Annotated in this window: 17 protein-coding genes; 8 read left to right on the forward strand and 9 right to left on the reverse strand. The window is 72.2% G+C overall.

Annotated features, from left to right (window positions below; translation table 11 throughout):
* Position 1 precedes the first annotated feature (1 nt).
* The 4 genes from HNR22_RS17710 to HNR22_RS17725 are packed head-to-tail and all read left to right on the forward strand — an operon-like array spanning position 2 to position 4,281.
* Positions 2 to 1,957 (forward strand): MraY family glycosyltransferase, encoded by a 1,956-nt coding sequence (locus HNR22_RS17710; protein ID WP_179781295.1) that lies wholly within the window; start codon positions 2 to 4, stop codon positions 1,955 to 1,957.
* A complete protein-coding gene (locus HNR22_RS17715) occupies positions 1,954 to 2,511 on the forward strand; it encodes a hypothetical protein (protein WP_179781296.1) in 558 nt (185 codons plus the stop codon). The genes HNR22_RS17710 and HNR22_RS17715 overlap by 4 nt, the downstream gene beginning before the upstream one ends.
* On the forward strand, positions 2,508 to 3,668 hold the full coding sequence (locus tag HNR22_RS17720) for a M23 family metallopeptidase (protein ID WP_179781297.1): 1,161 nt from the start codon (positions 2,508 to 2,510) through the stop codon (positions 3,666 to 3,668). Before HNR22_RS17715 ends, HNR22_RS17720 begins: the two co-directional genes overlap by 4 nt.
* A gap of 13 nt (positions 3,669 to 3,681) precedes the next feature.
* On the forward strand, positions 3,682 to 4,281 hold the full coding sequence (locus HNR22_RS17725) for a hypothetical protein (protein WP_179781298.1): 600 nt from the start codon (positions 3,682 to 3,684) through the stop codon (positions 4,279 to 4,281).
* Between the two features lie 3 nt (positions 4,282 to 4,284).
* Here the strand turns inward: HNR22_RS17725 and HNR22_RS17730 are convergent, their stop codons facing one another.
* Entirely contained in the window at positions 4,285 to 4,842 is a 558-nt protein-coding gene (locus HNR22_RS17730) for a hypothetical protein (protein ID WP_179783597.1), read from the reverse strand.
* A gap of 196 nt (positions 4,843 to 5,038) precedes the next feature.
* Between HNR22_RS17730 and HNR22_RS17735 the strand changes: the two genes are divergently transcribed.
* Positions 5,039 to 7,600 (forward strand): FtsK/SpoIIIE domain-containing protein, encoded by a 2,562-nt coding sequence (locus HNR22_RS17735; RefSeq protein WP_179781299.1) that lies wholly within the window; start codon positions 5,039 to 5,041, stop codon positions 7,598 to 7,600.
* A 28-nt stretch (positions 7,601 to 7,628) separates the two neighbouring features.
* The gene (locus HNR22_RS17740; RefSeq protein ID WP_179781300.1) at positions 7,629 to 8,348 is read left to right on the forward strand and encodes a hypothetical protein; all 720 of its coding nucleotides are present in this window, start codon (positions 7,629 to 7,631) and stop codon (positions 8,346 to 8,348) included.
* A gap of 88 nt (positions 8,349 to 8,436) precedes the next feature.
* On the opposite strand, the gene folE is transcribed toward HNR22_RS17740, so the two are convergent.
* From folE to HNR22_RS17760, 4 genes are all read right to left on the reverse strand, one after another.
* Positions 8,437 to 9,096 (reverse strand): GTP cyclohydrolase I FolE, encoded by a 660-nt coding sequence (gene folE, locus HNR22_RS17745; protein ID WP_088950542.1) that lies wholly within the window; start codon positions 9,094 to 9,096, stop codon positions 8,437 to 8,439.
* 35 nt (positions 9,097 to 9,131) lie between these two features.
* The gene (ftsH, locus tag HNR22_RS17750) at positions 9,132 to 11,150 is read right to left on the reverse strand and encodes an ATP-dependent zinc metalloprotease FtsH (protein ID WP_179781301.1); all 2,019 of its coding nucleotides are present in this window, start codon (positions 11,148 to 11,150) and stop codon (positions 9,132 to 9,134) included.
* Between the two features lie 529 nt (positions 11,151 to 11,679).
* Positions 11,680 to 12,255: a hypoxanthine phosphoribosyltransferase gene (gene hpt, locus HNR22_RS17755; RefSeq protein ID WP_179781302.1), complete on the reverse strand. Its 576-nt coding sequence runs from the start codon at positions 12,253 to 12,255 to the stop codon at positions 11,680 to 11,682.
* Positions 12,256 to 12,355: 100 nt separating this feature from the next.
* Positions 12,356 to 12,493 (reverse strand): hypothetical protein, encoded by a 138-nt coding sequence (locus HNR22_RS17760; protein ID WP_179781303.1) that lies wholly within the window; start codon positions 12,491 to 12,493, stop codon positions 12,356 to 12,358.
* A gap of 150 nt (positions 12,494 to 12,643) precedes the next feature.
* Here HNR22_RS17760 and HNR22_RS17765 point away from each other — a divergent pair, with 150 nt between their 5' ends.
* Positions 12,644 to 13,606 (forward strand): GlxA family transcriptional regulator, encoded by a 963-nt coding sequence (locus tag HNR22_RS17765; RefSeq protein WP_179781304.1) that lies wholly within the window; start codon positions 12,644 to 12,646, stop codon positions 13,604 to 13,606.
* Between the two features lie 7 nt (positions 13,607 to 13,613).
* Here HNR22_RS17765 and tilS read toward each other — a convergent pair whose 3' ends face one another.
* The 3 genes from tilS to dacB all read right to left on the reverse strand — a co-directional run bounded on the left by tilS (position 13,614) and on the right by dacB (position 17,527).
* Positions 13,614 to 14,606, reverse strand: coding sequence for a tRNA lysidine(34) synthetase TilS (gene tilS, locus HNR22_RS17770; protein ID WP_179781305.1), 993 nt, complete (start codon positions 14,604 to 14,606; stop codon positions 13,614 to 13,616).
* 10 nt (positions 14,607 to 14,616) lie between these two features.
* Positions 14,617 to 15,687 (reverse strand): zinc-dependent metalloprotease, encoded by a 1,071-nt coding sequence (locus HNR22_RS17775; protein ID WP_179781306.1) that lies wholly within the window; start codon positions 15,685 to 15,687, stop codon positions 14,617 to 14,619.
* 103 nt (positions 15,688 to 15,790) lie between these two features.
* On the reverse strand, positions 15,791 to 17,527 hold the full coding sequence (gene dacB, locus HNR22_RS17780) for a D-alanyl-D-alanine carboxypeptidase/D-alanyl-D-alanine endopeptidase (protein WP_246380921.1): 1,737 nt from the start codon (positions 17,525 to 17,527) through the stop codon (positions 15,791 to 15,793).
* Positions 17,528 to 17,829: 302 nt separating this feature from the next.
* On the opposite strand from dacB, the gene HNR22_RS17785 reads away from it, so the two are divergent.
* Positions 17,830 to 18,336: an inorganic diphosphatase gene (locus tag HNR22_RS17785; RefSeq protein ID WP_099849144.1), complete on the forward strand. Its 507-nt coding sequence runs from the start codon at positions 17,830 to 17,832 to the stop codon at positions 18,334 to 18,336.
* A 32-nt stretch (positions 18,337 to 18,368) separates the two neighbouring features.
* On the opposite strand, the gene eccD is transcribed toward HNR22_RS17785, so the two are convergent.
* Complete coding sequence (gene eccD / locus HNR22_RS17790; RefSeq protein ID WP_179781307.1) at positions 18,369 to 19,772, reverse strand: type VII secretion integral membrane protein EccD; 1,404 nt, start codon at positions 19,770 to 19,772, stop codon at positions 18,369 to 18,371.
* Positions 19,773 to 19,817: the final 45 nt, after the last annotated feature.

Here is a 19,817-nt window from a genome sequence, read left to right on the forward strand (position 1 = left end):
CATGGCGAGGGCCCGAGCGAGGATCGTGTCGTTCCTGCTCGCCCTCGGCGTACTGGCCGGGGCCTCCCTCAGCTGGCCGCTGATAGGAGCGGAGGCCGCAGCCGCCGCACCGCCCGTAACCCAGGCCCGCGCCGACCTCTGCACCACAGCCGAGTGGCAGGCCGACTTCCGGACCTGCGTGGAAAAGCTTCAAGCGGTCAGTGAGGACGAGGTCAAGTGCCGTAACGCGCCGACCCCGGGCACGCCGGACTCCGGACTCGCCGGCTGGTTCGCCGGCCGGCCGGACTCCGCCAAGGAACTCGGACCGAAGGGGCTTTACAGCGACTACGGCTACGCCGGCTACAGCTACCCGACCTACGACATCCCGGGCGGTTGCGCGTCGTCGGTCCTGCATCCGGACTACAAGTTCACCACCACAGTGGCGAACGGGGAGTTCATGATCGCCACCGCAATCGTGGGTGCTTCGAACGCGTTGCGGGAGCGGGCCTGGGATCCGCGTTCAATGTGGGGTTGGGCCGATCCGCTGGTCGAGCAGGCAACCAAGGCCGTGTACCAGAAGGTCTTCAGCGTCTTCGGCATCGTCACCCTCTGCGTGGTGGGACTCTATCTGCTCTGGCGGTCCCGCCAGTCGGACATGAGTAACGCGATGACCACCGCAGGCTGGGCGCTGCTCGTGATGGTCGCGGTCACGGCGCTGGCAGCCTGGCCGGTCAAGTCGGCGAACATCGCGGACGGCACGCTGGTCACCACACTGGGTGTGGTGCATGACGCCGTGGGTCCTGCGGCCCGGGACACCCCACCGGACCGTTGCGCCGTCCCCAATCCAGACGCTTGTGTGGACAAGCGGCCACCCGCTGTGCGCGCTAGTGACACAGCCACCGAGGCGATGCTCTACCGGAACTGGCTGCGTGGAGTACTCGGCTCCGCCGACAGCGAGACCGCTCGCAAGTACGGACCAGCCTTGTACGACGCGAAGGCACTTTCCTGGGACGAGGCAGAGAAGCTGCGCGCCAACCCGGCTACCCGGGAGGCCACGATCAAGGCCAAGCAGCAGCAGTGGGCGCGGGTGGCCCAGCAGATCCAGACCGAAGACCCGGAGGCGTACGAATACCTCCAGGGTGTGCGGGACATGGATCGGGTGGGCGCGGGCTTCATCGCGGTGCTGGCCGCGTTTCTGTTCGCGATGTTCGACCTGACGGCGTCGTTGCTGGTTCTGCTGGGCTTCCTCATCTTCCGGTGGGCGGTGATCGCGGCACCCATCCTCGGCACGGTCGGTCTACTCCGGCCGGCCAGTGCTGGTCTGCGCCGGCTGGCAAACGCGGTCGTCGCCGCGGTCTTCAACATCGCCATCTTCGGCACCGGGGCTGCCATCTATCTGTTCGCCGTCGACTTGATCATGAGTACCCCCACCCTGCCGGGCTGGCTCCAGGTGGTGCTGGTCTGGCTCTGCGGCGTGGTCGGTTGGCTGCTGCTGCGGCCGTACCGGCGAATCACCCAACTCGGCGGCAAGGACAGCAGCGAAGCGGTCAGCTCGGCCGGGTCCTGGCACCGCCGGTTCTTCCGGGACATGCGGACAGCCGCGAGACTGGACGTGGCCGAGCCGGGCGGCACGGCCGAACCGGTGGGTGGGCGTCGACGGTCGCCGAACGCGGAGCAGACCCGACTGCGCCCGGAGGCCCGCCGGGAGGACCCGGTCTCCACGCCGACGGTTGTTGCCGAGGGCCAGCGTTCTGGCGCCGGACGACCCGACGGTCGGGAACGGCCCGACGAGGCCCCGGCGGAGGAGACCAAAGGCCGAGGCCGCCCGGTCGCCCCCCAACCTCGCCGCCGGCAGCCGGCGACGTGGACCGAGCCGGACGTGCCGGCCGAGAACCCGTCGTTCGTGGTCTACCGTCCGGGCTCCTCTGAGCGCGCGCCGGACCGGACCGGACCACGGGTGCGCTCAGAGGCACGGTGACGGCGATGCGACGGGTCCTGGAGTTTCTCTTCACCCGAGCGCTGCGGTCCCGGCTGGGCGTGGCCCTGGTCATCGCGGTGATCGTCCTCGGTGTGCTCGGTGCGGCACGGCTGATCTCCGACCCGACCGATCCCGCAGATGGGTTGAGTAACCGGCCGAACCGGCCGATCACCACCGTGGACCCGACGGCTGGCGACGATGGCGTGCTCACCAGCGCGGTGCCACCGTCACCCGTGACGTCGCCCGGCGCCGGCACGCCGGAGCAGACCTCCGACCGTTTTGCCGCAGCCTGGCTCGGCCGACCTGGAATCACCGCTGAGCAGTGGCAGGACGGCCTCAAGCCGTTGTCCACGCCGGCGCTGACCGAGAAACTCGCCGGTGTTGATCCCGAAGGCGTCCCGGCCGAGAAGGTAAGCGGCCCACCGTCGGTGCGGGCGCGCACCGAGACGTTCGTCGAGGTACTACTGCCGCTCGACAACGGTCAGCTGCGACTGGAGCTGGTGGCTGCGGATGGCGGCTGGCTGGTCGACGTGGTGGATTGGGAACGGCCATGACCGCCGCCGGCCGGCGGCCGGTTCGGATTGGCGTGATCGCCAGCATCCTCACCGGTATGCTGCTCCTCCTCTGCTGCACCGGGGGTACCGCGGCGTTCTTCCTCAGTGGGCTCGGTGGCGATGCGGAGAACGGGGACACTTTGGCCGGCTGGGGTTGCGGGCCGGTCCGGCCTGTGGACATCGTGGGCGAGCTGCCGCGGTTCACCGAGTACGGCGACGCACAGGTCCGCAACGCCGCCATCATCATCAAAGTCGGCCAGGACCTGGGGGTGCCCTCCCGGGGCTGGGTGATCGCGCTGGCGACGGCGATGCAGGAGTCCGCGCTGCGCAACCTGGCGAACAGTGACGTGCCCGAGTCCCTGGCCCTGCCACACGAGGGCGTCGGAGCGGACCACGACTCGCTGGGGCTGTTCCAGCAGCGGCCGGGGTGGGGCTCGGTCGCCGAGCGGATGACCCCCTCGTACACGGCTCGCAAGTTCTACGAGAAACTCGTCAAGGTCCGGAGCTGGCAACGCCGACCGTTGACGGTGGTGGCGCAGCAGGTTCAGATCAGCGCCTACCCGGACGCATACGCCAAGCACGAGGAGTTGGCCAGCAAGATCGTGGATGCGCTGGCCGGTGGGGCGGCCCGTACCGTCGAGATCAACGGCAAGGCGGTGTGCGACGCGGCCGAGCGTGGCGAGATAGCTGCCTCCGGCTGGACCGCGCCGATCCCTGGCGACGTCGGTTCCGGCTTTCGCACCGCCAGCCGGCCCAGCCACAACGGGGTGGACATCGGCGCGGCCAAGGGCACCGAGATCCGCGCCGCCGCAGCCGGTCGTGTGCTCGTCGCCCGCTGCGACCCGGACAACAGGGGCCGGCGGGACTGTGACGTGGACGGGTACCCCGACAAGGGCGGCTGCGGTTGGTTCGTCGACCTGCTGCACGCTGGCGGTTACATCACCCGGTACTGCCACATGGTGGTTCAGCCCCGCGTCAAACTGCATCAGATCGTCCCGGCCGGTGAGGTCATCGGGCAGGTTGGCAGCAGCGGCAACTCGTCCGGGCCGCACCTGCACTTCGAGGTGCACCTGCGCAACGACCGGTCCAGTCGGGGCGCGGTCGATCCGGTCCCGTTCATGCGCGCACGGGGTGCCCCGCTGCGCGCCGCCGAGTGAGACCGCCACGGGGATGACCGGACCGCTGCCGGACCCGTTCGCCGACCAGCCCGACTGGGCACCCCGGCCACCCCGTCCGCTGTCCATCGTCCCCGCGACCGAGCGGGTGGAGCTCCGCGGGCGCCGGGTTCTGGTCGGGCTGCCGGGCCTGGGCTGGCGCGGCGACCTGCGCGCGGACGACCGGGTGGTGCAGAGCGCCCGGACCTACGTGCCGGTGATCCCCGAGCACGAGTGGTACCGGGCCGAGGCCGACCAAGTCGAGGTGTTCGCGCCGCTGGTGCCGGTGGAGCGGGTCTGGGTGGAGACGGTCGGCAGGCAGGTTGATTCGGAAGGCGGCCGGGACACCGGAATCCGGCTGGTCTCGCTGGACGGTCCGGCACACCGGACCCCCACACCGGTCTTCGAGGCAGACGCCGTCACCGGACGCCGGGTCGTGCACGTCGAGAACGGTCTGGAGCACCGCGACCTGCGAGCGGTCACCGAGACCTACTCCGGTGCCGAAGGGGACATCTGCGTCCGGATCACGCCCGAGGTGGAGTGGTACCGCTGGGCCTGGCGCGGTCAGTCACCCACCACGCTGGAGGTCCCGGTCCATCTGTTGTGGATCGAATGAGAGTCAGCTGGCTCGTGTGCCGCCGCAGACTCGCCAACCATCGTCATTCTGTGTTTCGAACCGCCAGGGCTGACGATCGCTTTGATTTATACCGTCCACACGAGCAGAAATGATCAATGTGACCTCGACAGCAGCGTTGTCGCCCTGCTTTTGGACTTTGAGGCTCGCCCAACTGACAGATATCGCTACGGCAAAACGCTTCTCACGCTCGAGAAGGTCGGTCCGCAGGGCGTCTAGCGCCTCCAGCTGCGACCCGCGCTCGCAGGTGTAGAGAGCGGCCCTTGCGTCGTTGCGATCCACGAGGAATGCGCGCAGGTAGTTGTCCACCGCCACGTCGGGTGCGCTGCGATCCGGGGCTGCCGCACGGTTGTACAGCACATATCCCGCAGCGACCCCGCCCAGGCAGAGCAGCGCCAGCACCCCAGCCACGACCGTGAGCACCGTCCGCATTCGGCGGCGCGGCGGCTGCGGCGCCGGCGTTGGCGCGGCCGGCGGCAGCTGCTCGGACGGTGTCCGTTGGGCCGGTACGCGGGAGACCTGGGAACCGGCGGGGGGCTGCACTGATTCCACCTCCTGAAGTTATCGGCTGGACGCCCCGGAGCCAATAGCCTCAGATCCAGCGGATCGTGACGGACCCCTCCCCACTGGTGAGATCCACGACATCCCCGGCGCATCGCCGAGGCACCTCCCGGAGGAGCGGACCCGGCTGGGATACCGTCTCTGCTCGGGGAGGGGTTGCCAACCTCGGGCAGAGGGGGTGGACGCGGTGGCCGGTCCGAAGGCACGTACGAACCGCGCCGCAGCTCTGCACCGCCGGGCGGCGGCCGTCGCGACCGCCGCTGCCGGGATCCTTGACGAGACCCGACCCGCTCCGGCCGATCAGCGCCGCCAGTACGAGGTGGCCGACCGCCTGCGGGAGGTTGCGGCCCGACTGGCGCCGGGTTGGTCGGGCGCGGCACTGGACTCGCTCACCGTGGACACTCCGGCTGGTGACTGTCCGCCGCCGTTCGTCCGGGTCGGCACGGCGGCGCCGTTGGACGACGCCCGCTTTCCCGCGTTGGTGCCACTGGTCGGCACCGGTCATCTGAGCGTGGACGCTGACGCCCGGGAGCCGCGGGTGGCGGGGTTGCTCCGGGCCGTACTCCTGCGGTTGTTGGGCGCGGCACCGGCGGGTGCCCTGTTGATTCGCGCGGTGGATGCCACGGGTGTCGTGCTGACGCCGTTCGGGGCGCTCGCTGATGCTGGCCTGCTGCCGCCGCCGGCGGTGGACGTGGCGGGTCTGCGTGCGGTGCTGACCGAGGCGGAGCAGTGGGTCACGCCGGGTGCGAGTGGGCGACGCCGCCACGACCGGACGTTGTTGTTGGTGGTCGCGGCGCTGCCGGATTCGACCGGTCCGAGTGATCTGGCGCGGATCGAGGCGCTGGCCGAGCAGGGGCCTGCGGCGGGGCTGCACCTGGTGGTGGCCGGCTGGCCGCCGGCGGGCCCGTATTCGGCGCGGGCGCCGCTGCCGCACACCACCCCGTTGGCGCTGCGCAACGCGTACGCGCTGCTCGGTGACCCGCCGGGGGCGTCCTTCGCCGGGCCGGGCGCCGATCCCCCGGGTGGGTTGAACTCACCGGTCTTCGTGGAGTCGGACCCGCCGGCTGAGCTGGTCGACGCGGTCTGTCGGCGGCTCGCCGAGCAGGTGGAGGCGGGTTCCCGGTTGGGGTTGGCGGCCCTGTTGCCGGCGACGGATGAGCGGCTGTGGGAGTCGAGTTCCGCGGACGGGTTGACGACCACGGTCGGTGATGCCGGGGGCCGGTCGGTGCCGTTGGGCTTCACCGAGCTGACTCCGCACTGGCTGGTGAGCGGCCGGTCCGCGGGGGGTCGCGCGGCGTTCCTGACGACCGCGTTGCTCGGTCTGGCCGCCCGGTACGGCCCGGACGACCTGGCGCTCTACCTGGTGGATCTCGGCGACGGTGAGTCCTTCGTGGAGTTCCTGCAGACCGAGCGCGACCGGTCGTGGATTCCGCAGGTGCGTGCTGCCGCGATGGCCGCCGACCGGGAGTACGTCCGGGATCTGCTCGACGAGCTGACGGCCGAGGTGCAGCGGCGGACGGAGGCCGGTGCGCGGGCTGGCGGGCAGCGCTTCGCGGAGCTGCGTCAGCATCGGCAGCTGCCGCGAATCGTCTGTGTGTTGGACAATGTGCCGCTGCTCTTCGCCGAACGGGACCGGCTGGCGGCCGAGGTGGCGGCCCAGTTGGACGGGCTGGCCCGGGCCGGTCGGGCGTACGGCGTGCATCTGGTGCTGGCCGGTGCGGGTGAGCTGGGGTTGAGTGCCCGCGCGGATGCCGGTCATCGGGATTCGGTCCTCGGGCAGTTCCCGGTGCGGGTGGCGTTGCCGGGTGGCAGCCCGGTGCTGGAGCCGACGAATGATTCGGCGGCTGGTCTGCCGGTGGGCAGCGCGGTGGTCAACACCGCTGGTGGGCTCGGTGGTCCGCGAGGTGCGATCCGGGGTCACGAACGGTTGATCCGTCACCCCGACCCGCAGGACCACCCGGACGTGGTGGAGGCGCTGCGGCACGAGCTGTGGGCGGCCCGGCCGGCCGGTTCGGTGCCACCGGTGGTCTTCGCCGGTTACGCCCGACCCCTGTTGAGCAACGATCCGCGACACCGGGCTGCCCTGGCGGGGCAGGCCCACGGTCCGGCCGCTCTGCTGGGCCGTGCGGTGGACGTGACCCGCTCGACGGTCGCCGTGCCGTTGGGGCCTGCGGCCGGGCGCAACCTGGCGGTGCTGGGGTCGGGTGCCGCAGCGGGCGGGCTGTTGGCCACGGCGGCCCGGAGCACCGCGGACCATCACCCGCCGGGCACCGCCCGTTTCCTGGTGGCGGCACCGGACCCGGGCTCCCGAGCGCTGGCGGAGGCGTTGACGGCCGAGTTGGCGGCCCGGCATTCGGCCGAGATGGTGGATCTGCCGGCGCTGCTCGCGGACCCGGCCGACGAGTTGCCCACGTACCTGGTGGTCTTCGGTCTGGACCGGCCGGGCCCCCGGGAGCTGCCGGTGGATCGGCTGCGGGCGCTCCTGCGGGACGGGCCGCCGGCCGGGAGACACCTGTTGGGCTGGTGGCGGGCGGTGCCGCCGTTCGCCGCGCTGTTCGAGCCGGCGGGCGAGGTCGACAAGCTGGCCGCCGTGGTCGTGTTGGATGTGCCGGTCGCGCAGCTCACTCCGGTCTTCGGGCGGCCGGTGGAGTGGCGGGCCCGCCCCGACCGGGCGGTGCTCTGGGACGGTCCGGACGAGCGGGGCAGGGTCCTGGTGCCGTTCGCCGACGAGGCCGGCTGATCCGGTGACGCGAGCGGGGGGTGTCGAGATGGGTCCGAACGCGACGGTGACCGGACCGGGGCGGCAGCGTGCCGCTGCGGCGGGCGGAGACGCCACGCCGCCGGTGGTCGAGCCCGGCGCGGCCTGGGGTGAGTATCTGGCGGCGGCACGTCAGCTGGATGGGGTACGCCGCAGCGCGGCTGCCGCAGCGGGTGAGCAGGCCCGGTCGGCGGAGGCCGCCCGGGAGGAGCTGACGGTGGTCCGTAGCGGGCTCGCGAGTCAGCAGGAACTTCTGCGGGAGCTGGGCGTACCGGCGATCTCCCTGGTGCCGTCGCCGCCGGAGCTGACCGAGGCGGCCCGGTCGATGGCGGGCGGCCCGGCGGCGGTGTTGGCGGCGCTGCGGGCCGCGCGGGGTCGGGCCGAGGCGGCGGACGCGGCCCTGGCCGCGCGCGGCCGGTTCCGGCCGGGGTCGTGGCCGGCGCGGGCCCGCAACCTCCTGGTGTACGGGCCGTTCGCGCTGGTGGTGCCGCTGATCCAGGTCGCGGTGTACGCGGCCACGGGCATCGGGCCGGCCAGTGTGGCGGCGTTGATCTGTGGGCTGCCGATGCCGGCGGTCGCGTTCGTCGCCGGTTGGGTGGGCATCGGGCGGTTGTTCCGTGTGGGCCCCGCCGAGCGGCTGGACCGTACGGTGCGCTTCGGCGCGCTGGTGTGCCTGGTGCCGGCGGTGCTTGTCACGGCCGGCCTGTTGCTGGCCCTGCTGGCCGGCTGACCGGCCGGGGTCTGCGGGAGATCGGCCAGCAACGGAGCCGGCCGGCCGGCCCGGGAGGGGTCGGCCGGCCGTGGTGTGTCCAGGGGTGTCAGCGGGGGATGATCAGCGCCATCGCCTCGGCCCGCGACTTGGAGTCCGTCTGCAGGATGCCGCGCACAGCTGAGGTGATGGTCTTGGCACCGGACTTCTGGATGCCGCGCATCGCCATGCACATGTGCTCACACTCCAGCACGACGACGACGCCGCGTGGGGCGAGCTTGCTCATCAGCAGGTCGGCGACCTGCGACGTGAGTCGCTCCTGCACCTGGGGTCGACGGGCGAAGACCTCGACCAGTCGGGCCAGCTTGGACAGGCCGGTGATCCGCCCGTCCGGGCCGGGGATGTAGCCGATGTGCGCGCTGCCGCGGAACGGCAGCAGGTGATGCTCACAGAGGCTCATCACGTCGATGTCCCGAACGATCACCAGCTCTTCGTGGTTGGCCTCGAAGGTGGTGCTGAGCACCTGTGCCGGGTCGACCCGCAGGCCGGCGAAGAGTTCGGCGTACGCGCGGGCGACCCGGGCCGGGGTCTGCTGGAGCCCGTCGCGGTCCGGGTCCTCACCGACGGCGATCAGGATCTCGCGGACGGCCTTCTCGATCCGGCCCAGGTCGACGGCGTCCTCGACCGGGCGACCGGTCAGCTTGCCGCTGATCAGCCGCGCGGCCACAAAGTCGAGCTCGTCGTCGGGTTCGGTCGCGGAGACGGCCAGCTCCCGGGGTGGGGAGCTGGCCGTCGGGTCGTTGCTCAGTGCGTGCCGTCCGAGTTGTTGGACGGCGCCCCGCCACCGACGGACGCCTGCGCGCCGTCAGCCTGGGCCTGCGCCTTGAGCTTGTCCTTCTCCGCGGGGGTGAGCACGGGCGGCTCGGTGGAGGGCTGGCGCTTGCCGAAGCCGTTGTACGGGGCCAGCGGCGGGCGCTTGACCACCCGGGAGCAGATCCGCGCCATGTCGGCCGTGGAGAGGGTTTCCTTTTCCATCAGCTCGAGCACGATGTTGTCCAGGACGTCCCGGTATTCCACCAGGATCTCCCAGGCCTCGTCGTGCGCCAGCTCGACCAGTGCCCGCATCTCGCCGTCGATCTCGGCGGCCACCGAGTCGGAGTAGTCCCGCTCGTGGCCCATGTTGCGACCGAGGAACGGCTCGTCTCCGCTGGTGCCGTACTTGATCGCACCGAGCTTGGAACTCATGCCGTACTGGGTGATCATCGCGCGGGCCAGTTGGGTGGCCTTCTCGATGTCGTTGCCGGCACCGGTGGTGGGCTCGTGGAAGACCAGCTCCTCGGCGGCCCGGCCGCCCAGCGCGTACGCCAGGGTGTCGATCATTTCGGCGCGGGTCTGGGTGTACTTGTCTTCGGTCGGAAGCACCAGGGTGTGGCCCAGCGAGCGGCCACGCGACAGGATCGTCACCTTGTGCACCGGCGCGGCGTGCGGCAGCGCCCAGGCGACCAGCGCGTGCCCACCCTCGTGGTACGCGGTGATCTTCTTTTCCTGGTCGCTCATCACCCGGGTCCGCCGCTGCGGACCGGCGACCACCCGGTCGATCGACTCTTCCAGCGAGTCGTTGGTGATCGCCCGCTGCTCCTTGCGAGCGGTGAGCAGGGCCGACTCGTTGATCACGTTGGCCAGGTCGGCGCCGCTGAAGCCCGGCGTGCGACGGGCCACCGCGTCGAGGTCGACGTCGGGCGTGAACGGCTTGCCCTTGGCGTGCACCCGCAGGATGGCCTTGCGACCCTCCATGTCGGGGGCGTCCACCGGGATCTGCCGGTCGAACCGGCCCGGGCGCAGCAGCGCCGGGTCGAGGATGTCCGGCCGGTTGGTGGCCGCGATCAGGATGACCCCGCCCTTGGTGTCGAAGCCGTCCATCTCGACGAGCAGCTGGTTGAGCGTCTGCTCCCGCTCGTCGTGGCCGCCGCCCATGCCGGCGCCTCGGTGCCGGCCGACGGCGTCGATCTCGTCGACGAAGACGATCGCCGGGGCGTTCGTCTTGGCCTGCTCGAACAGGTCACGGACCCGGCTGGCGCCGACGCCGACGAACATCTCCACGAAGTCGGAGCCGGAGATGGAGTAGAAGGGCACCCCGGCCTCGCCGGCGACCGCGCGGGCCAGCAGCGTCTTGCCGGTGCCGGGCGGGCCGAACAGCAGCACGCCCTTCGGGATCTTGGCGCCCAGGGCCTGGTACTTCGCCGGGTTCTGCAGGAAGTCCTTGATCTCGTACAGCTCCTCGACGGCCTCCTCGGCACCCGCGACGTCCGCGAAGGTCGTCTTCGGAGTGTCCTTGGTGATCATCTTCGCCTTGGACTTGCCGAAGTTGAGCACCCGGGAGCCGCCGCCCTGCATCTGCGACATGAAGAACAGCAGCAGGAGCACGAGCAGCGCGATCGGCAGCAGGTTGACCAGCAGGCTCACCCAGATGCTGTCCGACGAGACCTTGGCGTCGGCCGGGCCGGTGACCCGGTTGTTCGCCTTGGCGTCCAGCACCTCGTTCCAGATCTGGTCGCCAGCCTGGTACGGGAACTGAGCCTCGATCTTGTTGGTCTCGGTCTTACCGAACTTGGTCTTCTGGGCCAGGTCGAGCTGGAGCGTCTGCTCCTTGTCCTGGAAGACAACTTTGTTGATTTTGGCGGTGTGCAGCTGATCGAGCGCAACGGAAGTGTCCACGCGGTGGTAGCTGGGACCAGCGGTGAACAGCTGACTGAGCACAACGGCGCCGAGGATGACCAGGATGATCCAGACCACCGGTCGGCGGAAGAAACGCGTACGTTCCATACTGTTGTCGAGCGCCGGGGCGCCCGCATCCTCCTGATCGACGTCCTGACCGTCTGATGGTGTCGCCGCGGTGAGCGGCAGCCGGAGCCGCCGTGCGGGCCGGCCTCGACCCCGAGGCGCGAAACTGCCGCGCCGCGGTCATTCGACGGTACACCGTGTACGCGAGGAGTGAGCTTGCGAGCCCCGCAGTCGTGCACCGTCAAAAGCCGCGCGTACGCGAGGAGCGAGCTTGCGAGCCTCCGCACCAGGCGCACCGTCGGGATCGACGGCACGCACCGTGGGCAGGCCCACCAGCCCGGCACCGAACGTACGGCGGGTCCGGGTAGGAACCGGCGTGGCGGGGAGTCCTGCCCGGCCACCTGAACGCCCGGTCACGCGGTCGAGGGGGTCGGGCGCGGAGTAACCTCCGGGCCACCGTGGTCCACGGTAACCGCAAGAGCTGAGAGCGCGCTGAACGTCGGCTTGATGGATGCCGATGCGAGTTGCCCTCACTACGCCGCCGGGTTGTCCCGACAGCTCGCGTCCCGCGTCAGGAGCGGGCGTAGACCTCGGGCTTGAGCACGCCGACGTACGGCAGCTCCCGGTAGCGCTCACCGAAGTCCAGGCCGTACCCGACCACGAACTCGGTGGGGATGTCGAAGCCGACGTACTTCACCGGGACCGGCACCTTGACCGCGTCCGGCTTGCGGAACAGCGCGACCACCTCGACGCTGGCCGCCGAACGCGACTCCAGGTAGCGCAGCAGCCAGGAGAGGGTGAGCCCGGAGTCGACGATGTCCTCGACGACCACCACGTGCCGGCCGGCGATGTCCCGGTCCAGGTCCTTGAGGATGCGGACCACCCCGGAGGAGGTGGTGCCCTGGCCGTAGGAGGAGATGGCCATGAAGTCCAGCTCGGCCGGCGGGCCGTTGCGGCCCAACGCCCGGGCGAAGTCCGCCATGAACATCACCGCGCCCTTGAGTACGCACACCAGCAGCAGGCCGTCAGTCACGTGGGAGTAGTCGGCGGAGACCTGCTTGGCCAGCTCCGCCGTCTTCTCGCGGATCTGCGCCTCCGAGATGATCACGTGGTCGATGTCGGCGTCGTACCAGGAGCCGTCAGCCATGACTCCTAGCCTGCCGTACGTCGGATGGCCTCCGTCGGCGGGGCCGCACCTTTTGGCGCGGTCCCGCCGGGGATTTTCTCGGCAAATTACGCTAATCACATCAGTTGGTGCGTGACCGCCAGCGGCGGCCGTCGTCGGTGGGCTTCCAGTCGGCCGAGTCGTGGCTGTCGACGGTGAGGCCGGCGGCCGAGGCGGCGACGAGCAGGACGAGGAACAGGAGGAAGAGCAGGAACTCCATGGCGGCGCTCGCTTTCGCATGATTGCTGTCGGTTTCGCCGCCGGTGCGCACCGGACTGAGACCAGTCTGCGACCACTCGCGCCGACCGGACAGTGGCAGCAATGCCATTGGTCATCGATTTACTGCCACCTGTCGGGTTACCCTCGTCACATGCTCCGGTCCATCGCCGTTCTTGCTCTCGACCAGGTCGCCCCCTTCGAGCTCGGCGTGCTCGCCGAGGTGTTCGGCACGGACCGCACCGCCGACGGTTTCCCCGGTTACCGCTTCCAGGTGTGCAGCCCCGACGGTGCTCCGGTGCGTACGTCGTCCGGCTTCCACCTCACCCCGCACGCCGACCTCGGCCCGGTCGACGAGGCCGACCTGGTGGCCATCCCCGCGCACAGCCAGGGCACCACCGTTCCCGGCCCGGTCCTGGACGCGCTGCGCCGGGCCGACGCCCGCGGCGCGCACCTGTTCAGCGTCTGCTCGGGTGCCTTCCTGCTCGGCGAGGCCGGCCTGCTCGACGGCCGGGAGTGCACAACCCACTGGCGGTACGTGGACGAGCTGCAACGCCGCCACCCGCTCGCCCGGGTGCGCTGCAACTCGCTCTACGTCCACGACGGTCGCCTGCTCACCAGTGCCGGCACCGCGGCCGGCATCGACGCCTGCCTGCACCTGATCCGCCAGGAGCACGGCTCGGCCACCGCGACCCGGCTGGCCCGGCGGATGGTGGTCCCGCCGCACCGCGACGGCGGTCAGTCCCAGTACGTCGAGGCGCCCATCCCGAAGGCACCCGAGGCACCCACCCTGGAGCCGGTGCTGGAGTGGCTGATGGGTCACCTGGACCGGGCGATCACCGTGGAGGAGTTGGCCGCCCGCGCCGGGATGGCGCCCCGCACGTTCGCCCGCCGTTTCCGCGCCGAGACCGGCACCACCCCGCACGACTGGCTCACCAACCAGCGGGTGCTCCTCGCCCGACGGCTGCTCGAAGAGACCCCGTTGAGTGTGGAGGCGGTCGCCGACCAGGCCGGCTTCGGCGACGCGGCGGCGTTGCGGCACCACTTCAGCCGCCGGGTCGGTGCGACCCCGCACAGCTACCGGACCACCTTCCGGGACCGGACGCACAGCGCCTGATCAGGACTCAGCCCGGGTCGACGGGTGACAGTCGGTCGGCGCGGCGGAGCACCCGGACACCGCCCGGCAGATCGGTCGGGCCCTGGCCGTCCCAGTCGGTGACCAACGCGTCCAGCGCGGCGACGTGCCGGTGCGACAGCGCCCCAGGCAGGGCGCCCAGCTCACGTGCCCAGAAGTGCAGCACCCGGCCACGCACCGCGGGAACCAGACCGACCAGCTCCGGCACCGAGAGGCCACCGGCAGGGTGCCGGGCCGCCGCCAGTGCCGTTTCCGCCAACTCGTCCAGCGCGGCGTTGTCGGCCGCCACCATCCGGGCGGTACGCGCGAGGTTGTCCACCACGCCGGGCCCGAGCGCGCGTACCAGCGCCGGCAGCAGGTCTGCCCGCACCCGGGACCGGGCGTACGACGGGTCGGCGTTGTGCGGGTCCTGCCAGGGGCTCAGCCCCAGCACGGCGCACGCGGCCCGCGTCTGGTCCCGGCTGATCTCCAGCAGCGGGCGCAGCAGCGGCACACCGTCCAACTCCCGCCGGGCCGGCATCCCGGCCAGCCCGCGGGGGCCGGCGCCCCGGGCAAGCGCGAGCAGCACCGTCTCCGCCTGGTCGTCGCGGGTGTGCCCGGTCAGCACCGCGACCGCCTTCTGCTGCCGGGCCGCCTCGGCCAACGCCTCGTAGCGGGCCTCCCGGGCGGCCGCCTCCGGCCCACCTGGGCGCCCGGCGACCTTCACCGGCACCACGGTCGTCGACGAGAACCCGACCTCGCGGCCCCAGGCGGCCACGGTCTCGGCGCGCTCGGTGGAGCCGTCCTGCAAGCCGTGGTCGACGGTGACGAGCACCGCGCTGCGGCCCAGCCGAGGCGCCACGAACACGGTGGCCGCCGCGAGGGCGAGCGAGTCGGCGCCGCCGGAGCAGGCGACCAGCACCGGCCCGTCGGACGACAGACCGGTCAGAGCGCGGCGAACCGCCACCCGGATCGCGGCCACCGGCGGGGCGAGCGCGGCCACCGGCGGGTGGTCAGCCAGCGGCCGGGAAGGTGCCGGCCGGGCCGTGCACCCGGGCGACCCAGGCGTCCGGGTCACCCAACTCCGACAGCCGGGGCAGGGTGAGCGGCGAGTTGAAGATCGAGTTGAAGCCCTCCATGCCGACCCGCTCCACCACACCGTGGACGAACTTGCGTCCCTCGGCGTACTGGCGCATCTTGACGTCCACCCCGAGCAGCCGGCGGATCGCCTTCTCCACCGGGTTGCCCGCCTCCCGGCGCCGGTTGAACGACGCCCGGATCCGCTCCACGCTGGGGATCACCTGGGGGCCGACGCCGTCCATGACGAACTCGGCGTGCCCCTCCAGCAGGGTCATCAGCGCGGTGAGCCGGTCCAGCACGGCCCGCTGCGCGGGGGTCTGCACGATGTCCAGCACGCTCGTGCGGCTGTCCGGGTCGCGGACCACGTCGGACAGGGTGGAAACCCCCCGCCGCAGCCGCTCGACAATGTGCTCGCCGCCGCTGGACGAGGCGTCCACGAAGGCCTGCACCTCGCTCAGGAAGTACGCCCGCATCCACGGGACCGCCGTGAACTGGGTGCGGTGGGTCACCTCGTGCAGGCAGACCCAGAGCCGGAAGTCCCGGGGGTCGGCGCCGAGCTTGCGCTCCACCTCGACGATGTTCGGTGCGACCAGCAGCAGTTGGCCCGGGTCGGCCGAAAAGACCTCGTACTGGCCGAGCACCCGGCCGGAGAGGTACGCCAGCACGGTGCCGGCCTGGACCCCGGTCAACCGGGAGCCGATCGCCTCGGTCAACGCGCCCGGCTGCTTGTCACCGGAGAGCCGGCTCACCAGCGGAGTGATCACCTCACGGAGACCGGCGATGTTGGTCGCGGCCCAGTCGCGGCGGTCGACCACCCGCACCGGTGGGTGCGCCACCTGCGCCTTCAGCCCCGTGTAGTCGGCCACGTGCCCGGCCGCCTCATCGGTCAGCCGGCGCAGGTCGCCGACCACGTCGGTGGCCTCGGTGTACGACACCCGGGGGCCCGACTTGCTCAGCGCCCCCGCGGTGGCGGCGGCCAGATCCCAGTCCACGAACTGCGCCATGGACCCACCGTACCCGCGCCGCGACACCCCGGCCCGGCCTCGCGTCCCCGATCGACGCCGATGGCGGTCGGCGGCTGGCGCGGAAACCCGCGACCGGCGGCGGTCAGCGGCAGCCGCAGCCGGCCAGGGCGGCGGCGATCCGGTCCAGCGCCGGTTGGGCGGTTTCCTTGCCGCCCGGCACCTGGTCGGTGAGCACCGCGAAGGTGAGCAGCCGACCGTCGGCGGTGGTCACCAGGCCCGCGATGGAGTGCACGGCGGTCAGCGTGCCCGTCTTGGCCCGGACGCTGCCCGCACCGGGAGCGGTGCCGGGTGCGGTGCGGTAGCGCTCGTCCAAGGTCCCGGACCAACCACCCACCGGCAGACCACCGAACACGCCGGCCAACTCCGGGTGGTCCGGGCTGGCCGCCAGCCGGACCAGGTCGGTCAGCAGCGACGGGCTGATCCGGTTGCGTCGGGACAGCCCGCTGCCGTCGGAGAGGGTGATCTCGTCCGCCGGCAGGCCCAGCTCGGCCACCTCCGCGTCCATGGCGGCGGCGCCCCCGTCGAACGAGGCCGGCTGGTTGCGGGCCAGCGCGACCTGACGGGCCAGCGCCTCGGCCACCAGGTTGTCGCTCTCACTGATCATGATGTCGACCATCCGGATCAGCGGTGGGGACTGGACCACGCCCAGCTCGGTGCCCGGTGCCGGGGTGCCACCGGCGGCGGCCTGGGCCGGGGCCGCGCCACGCTTCACGGAGTCGGCGGGCACGCCGAGCAGTCGGGCGAACGACTTGCCGGCGGCCAGGTCCGGCTCGGCGAACCGCTCGGCGGCCCCGTGTTCGGCGCCCGGGTCCCTGCGCCCGCCGTCGGTCATCAACGCGGTCACCGCGCCCCCGGACCCGCCGGTGGGGATGTCCGCGTCCCAGCCTGGGCCGTAGACCGGGCCGGAATAGACCGAGCCGTCCACTGTCACACTGGTCGGGGTGGTGCCGCCGAGCGCGGTGCGCACCTGGGCGGCCAGGTCGTCGAGGCGCGCAGCGCCCGGGTAGTAGCCCTTCTTGTCGATCGCCAGGGTCGGGTCGCCGCCTCCGATGATCACCACTTCGCCGGTCTTCGCGCCGGCCACCGCACGAGTGGGTATCCGGTAACCGGGTCCTCGGGCCGCCAGGACGGTCACCCCGGTCGCCAGCTTGGTCACCGAGGCGGGCACGGTGCCGTCGTCCGCCCCCTTGGCGAACAGCGTCTGGCCGGAGATCACGTCGGCCACCGAGACGTTCACCCGGTCGCCCAGGACGGCGGCACCGACCAGCGGATCGAGCGCGGCGCGTACGCCGTCGGGGGTGGGCACCGGGGCGTTCGGGTCCGGGCCGGCCAGCACGTCCGACGGGTTGGGCTCCGGGGTCGCCCCGGCGGCGGTCGACGCAGACTCGGGGTCGTCGCCCAGCCACCCGGCGACCGGGCCGGGCCGGGTGACGACGACTCCGACGCCGGCGAGCACCAGCAGCAGCACGACCGCCAACACCACAGGTAGCCGTCGGCGGCGCGACGCGACGGGCGCGGGCGCCGGCCCGGCGTCACCGGGCGCGGGCAGCGCGGAGACCGGCGGACCCAGCGGTGGAACCCGGCCGGGTTCGTTCGGACCGGGGCCCGGCGGGCCGGTCGGTGCCGGACTGACCGGAACCGAAGCGCTCCCACGCGACGGACCGCCCGCGGCGGGGCTGACCGGAACGGAGGCGCTGCCGCGCGACGGACCGCTCACCGGCCGGTCGCCACCGACCACCGGAAAGCGACCCGGGTTAGGGCTGGGCGGGGGTGACTCGGTCGGCGAGCGCCAAGGCAGCGGCGCGGGCCGCTCGGGCATCCGCTCCGAGGCCGGATTCGCTGGCTCAGGGGCCCGTGGGAGGTGCGCGTCGGGCACCGGGACCCGCCCCGTCGCACCGCCGGATCCGGATCGTCCGGTACCGTGCGCGGAGCCCCCGTCCGGGCGGTAGTGTGAATCTTCCCTCCCCACGACCCCCTCCTCCCCCAGCGAAATTTGGCTTGGGTGACACTACTTCGGTCCGAAGACTATGCGGCGGCCGGAGTCGGCGGGTGGGCATTCACCTGTCCGGAGGGCCGCCAGTGGTTCCGTTAGCCAGCGTGGGCAGACGAGGGAGCGTGCAGATGGATTTCGACGTGACGGTTGAGATCCCCAAAGGTCACCGGAACAAGTACGAGGTGGACCACAAGACCGGCCGGATCCGGCTGGACCGCACCCTCTTCACCTCTACTCAGTACCCGGCCGACTATGGGTTCATCGAGGGCACTCTGGGCGAGGACGGCGACCCGCTGGACGCGCTGGTGCTCGTCCCCGAGCCGACCTTCCCGGGCTGCCTGATCCGCTGCCGCACCATCGGCATGTTCCGGATGACCGACGAGAAGGGCGGGGACGACAAGGTCCTCTGCGTGCCCTACGAGGATCCTCGCCAGGAGCACCTGCGCGACATCCACCACCTCGGCGAGTTCGACCGGCTGGAGATCCAGCACTTCTTCGAGGTGTACAAGGACCTGGAGCCCGGCAAGTCGGTGGAGGGCGCGACCTGGGTCGGCCGCACCGAGGCCGAGGCCGAGATCCACGCCTCCTACAAGCGTGCCCGGGACGCCGAGGCGCGCGGCGAATCCATGCACTGACCGACCGCTGACGCACCGGGCCCGGGGGCCGCTCAACCGAGCAGCCCCCGGGCCCGGTCGTACAGGTCGAGCACCGCGCAGGCGATCGGGACCACGGCGACCACCAGGGCCGTGTCGGTGAGGTCCGCGACCCTTCCGACGTACGGCGAGACCGGCCGACGGGCGTACGAGGTGCCGGCCGCGACGGCCACCAGGGCCAGCGCGGCACCGCCCAGGACCAGCGCCAGCCGCCCGGTGTCGTCGGCCCGGCCGACAAGTGCCGCGCCCAGCACCGCGTAGCCGGCCAGCCCGGCGAGCACCGTCGGGACCCGGTGTCGCAGCGCCACGAACAGCCGCGACCGCAGCAGCAGCACGGCCGAGGTGACCGCCACGAGCGCCCGTCCGGCCGTTCCGCCGACCGCCCCGAGGACGACCGCCGCGGCCACCGCCAGCAGGGCGTGCCCGATCAACATCCCGGTGAGCATCTCCTCGGTGCGGGTCACCGCGGCGTGGACCCGACTCCGGTCCGGCAGGTCCCGGGCCCGCTCCGGCTCCTCGGCGGGGGCCGAGGTCGGCAGGGTGATGGGCGGCAGGGGCAACTTGCCCAGCCGGATGGCCAGCAGCGGGATCACGCCGACGGCGAAGACCAGCGCGCTGAGCAGCACCGCCGCCGTGCCGGCCGGGGTCAGCAGCAACCCGCCGAGCGCTGCGCCGGCGCCGGTCAGCCCGACCGTGACACCGGCCACGAAGACCCGCAGCCGGCTGGCCACCCCGAGCAGGCCGATCAACGCCACCAGCAGCAGCGCCACCGAGCCGGCCAGCAGTTCGGGAGCGCCCACCCAGCGGGCCGGCCCGAACGGCACGACCGGGTCGCCGGAACCGACCGCGAGGGCGCCGGCCGTGAACGCGTACGGCAGCGCGTAGCCGCCGAGCGTCGCCCCGGCGGTGCCGTCGCCGTTGGCGCGGGAGGCCACCGCACCGGCCACGGTGAGCAGCAGCGCCACCACAGCGGCCGCCAGCCAGCCGGGCCGGTACGTCGGCCCACCGGCGAGCAGGGCGAGCAGCCCGACGGCGAGCGGCACGGCGGCACCGGCCAGACCGGCGGCCCGGGTGGCGGTGGGCGACCAGGCGCCGCCCCGGCGACGGGCGCCGTCGGCGATCGCCTCGACCACGTCGTCGTACTCCAGCTCGGGCCAGTGCGCGCGGGCCGGCACCAGGTGCAGCACCTCGCCGTCGCGGACGCCCTGGGGCAGCAGCGCCTGGGCGGTCGCAAGCAACGCGCCGTCGGTGCGGCGCAGGACCCAGCCGCCGTGCTGTTCGCCGTCGTCGGCCAGCCCGACACCGGCGTGCCGGAGCACGTCCGGCAGCAGCTCGGCCAGGGGCACCTGCTCCGGCAGGGCGACGTCCACCCGTCGTTGCGGCGCGCTGATGGTGACGCGGGCCAGCCCGGTAGTCATCGACTGGTCTCCATATCGAGAGGGATCGGAGGCTGCGCGGACGAC

This window comes from Micromonospora jinlongensis (assembly GCF_013410645.1).
GTDB lineage: Bacteria > Actinomycetota > Actinomycetes > Mycobacteriales > Micromonosporaceae > Micromonospora > Micromonospora zamorensis.

Excerpts from the sequence above, each read along its gene's own strand:
- HNR22_RS17710 (WP_179781295.1), top strand. The coding sequence starts at position 2 with ATGGCGAGGGCCCGAGCGAGGATCGTGTCGTTCCTGCTCGCCCTCGGC.
- HNR22_RS17720 (WP_179781297.1), top strand. The coding sequence starts at position 2,508 with ATGACCGCCGCCGGCCGGCGGCCGGTTCGGATTGGCGTGATCGCCAGC.
- HNR22_RS17725 (WP_179781298.1), top strand. The coding sequence starts at position 3,682 with ATGACCGGACCGCTGCCGGACCCGTTCGCCGACCAGCCCGACTGGGCA.
- HNR22_RS17740 (WP_179781300.1), top strand. The coding sequence starts at position 7,629 with ATGGGTCCGAACGCGACGGTGACCGGACCGGGGCGGCAGCGTGCCGCT.
- ftsH (WP_179781301.1), bottom strand. The coding sequence starts at position 11,150 with ATGGAACGTACGCGTTTCTTCCGCCGACCGGTGGTCTGGATCATCCTG.
- hpt (WP_179781302.1), bottom strand. The coding sequence starts at position 12,255 with ATGGCTGACGGCTCCTGGTACGACGCCGACATCGACCACGTGATCATC.
- HNR22_RS17760 (WP_179781303.1), bottom strand. The coding sequence starts at position 12,493 with ATGGAGTTCCTGCTCTTCCTCCTGTTCCTCGTCCTGCTCGTCGCCGCC.
- HNR22_RS17765 (WP_179781304.1), top strand. The coding sequence starts at position 12,644 with ATGCTCCGGTCCATCGCCGTTCTTGCTCTCGACCAGGTCGCCCCCTTC.
- HNR22_RS17775 (WP_179781306.1), bottom strand. The coding sequence starts at position 15,687 with ATGGCGCAGTTCGTGGACTGGGATCTGGCCGCCGCCACCGCGGGGGCG.
- dacB (WP_246380921.1), bottom strand. The coding sequence starts at position 17,527 with ATGCCCGAGCGGCCCGCGCCGCTGCCTTGGCGCTCGCCGACCGAGTCA.
- HNR22_RS17785 (WP_099849144.1), top strand. The coding sequence starts at position 17,830 with ATGGATTTCGACGTGACGGTTGAGATCCCCAAAGGTCACCGGAACAAG.
- eccD (WP_179781307.1), bottom strand. The coding sequence starts at position 19,772 with ATGACTACCGGGCTGGCCCGCGTCACCATCAGCGCGCCGCAACGACGG.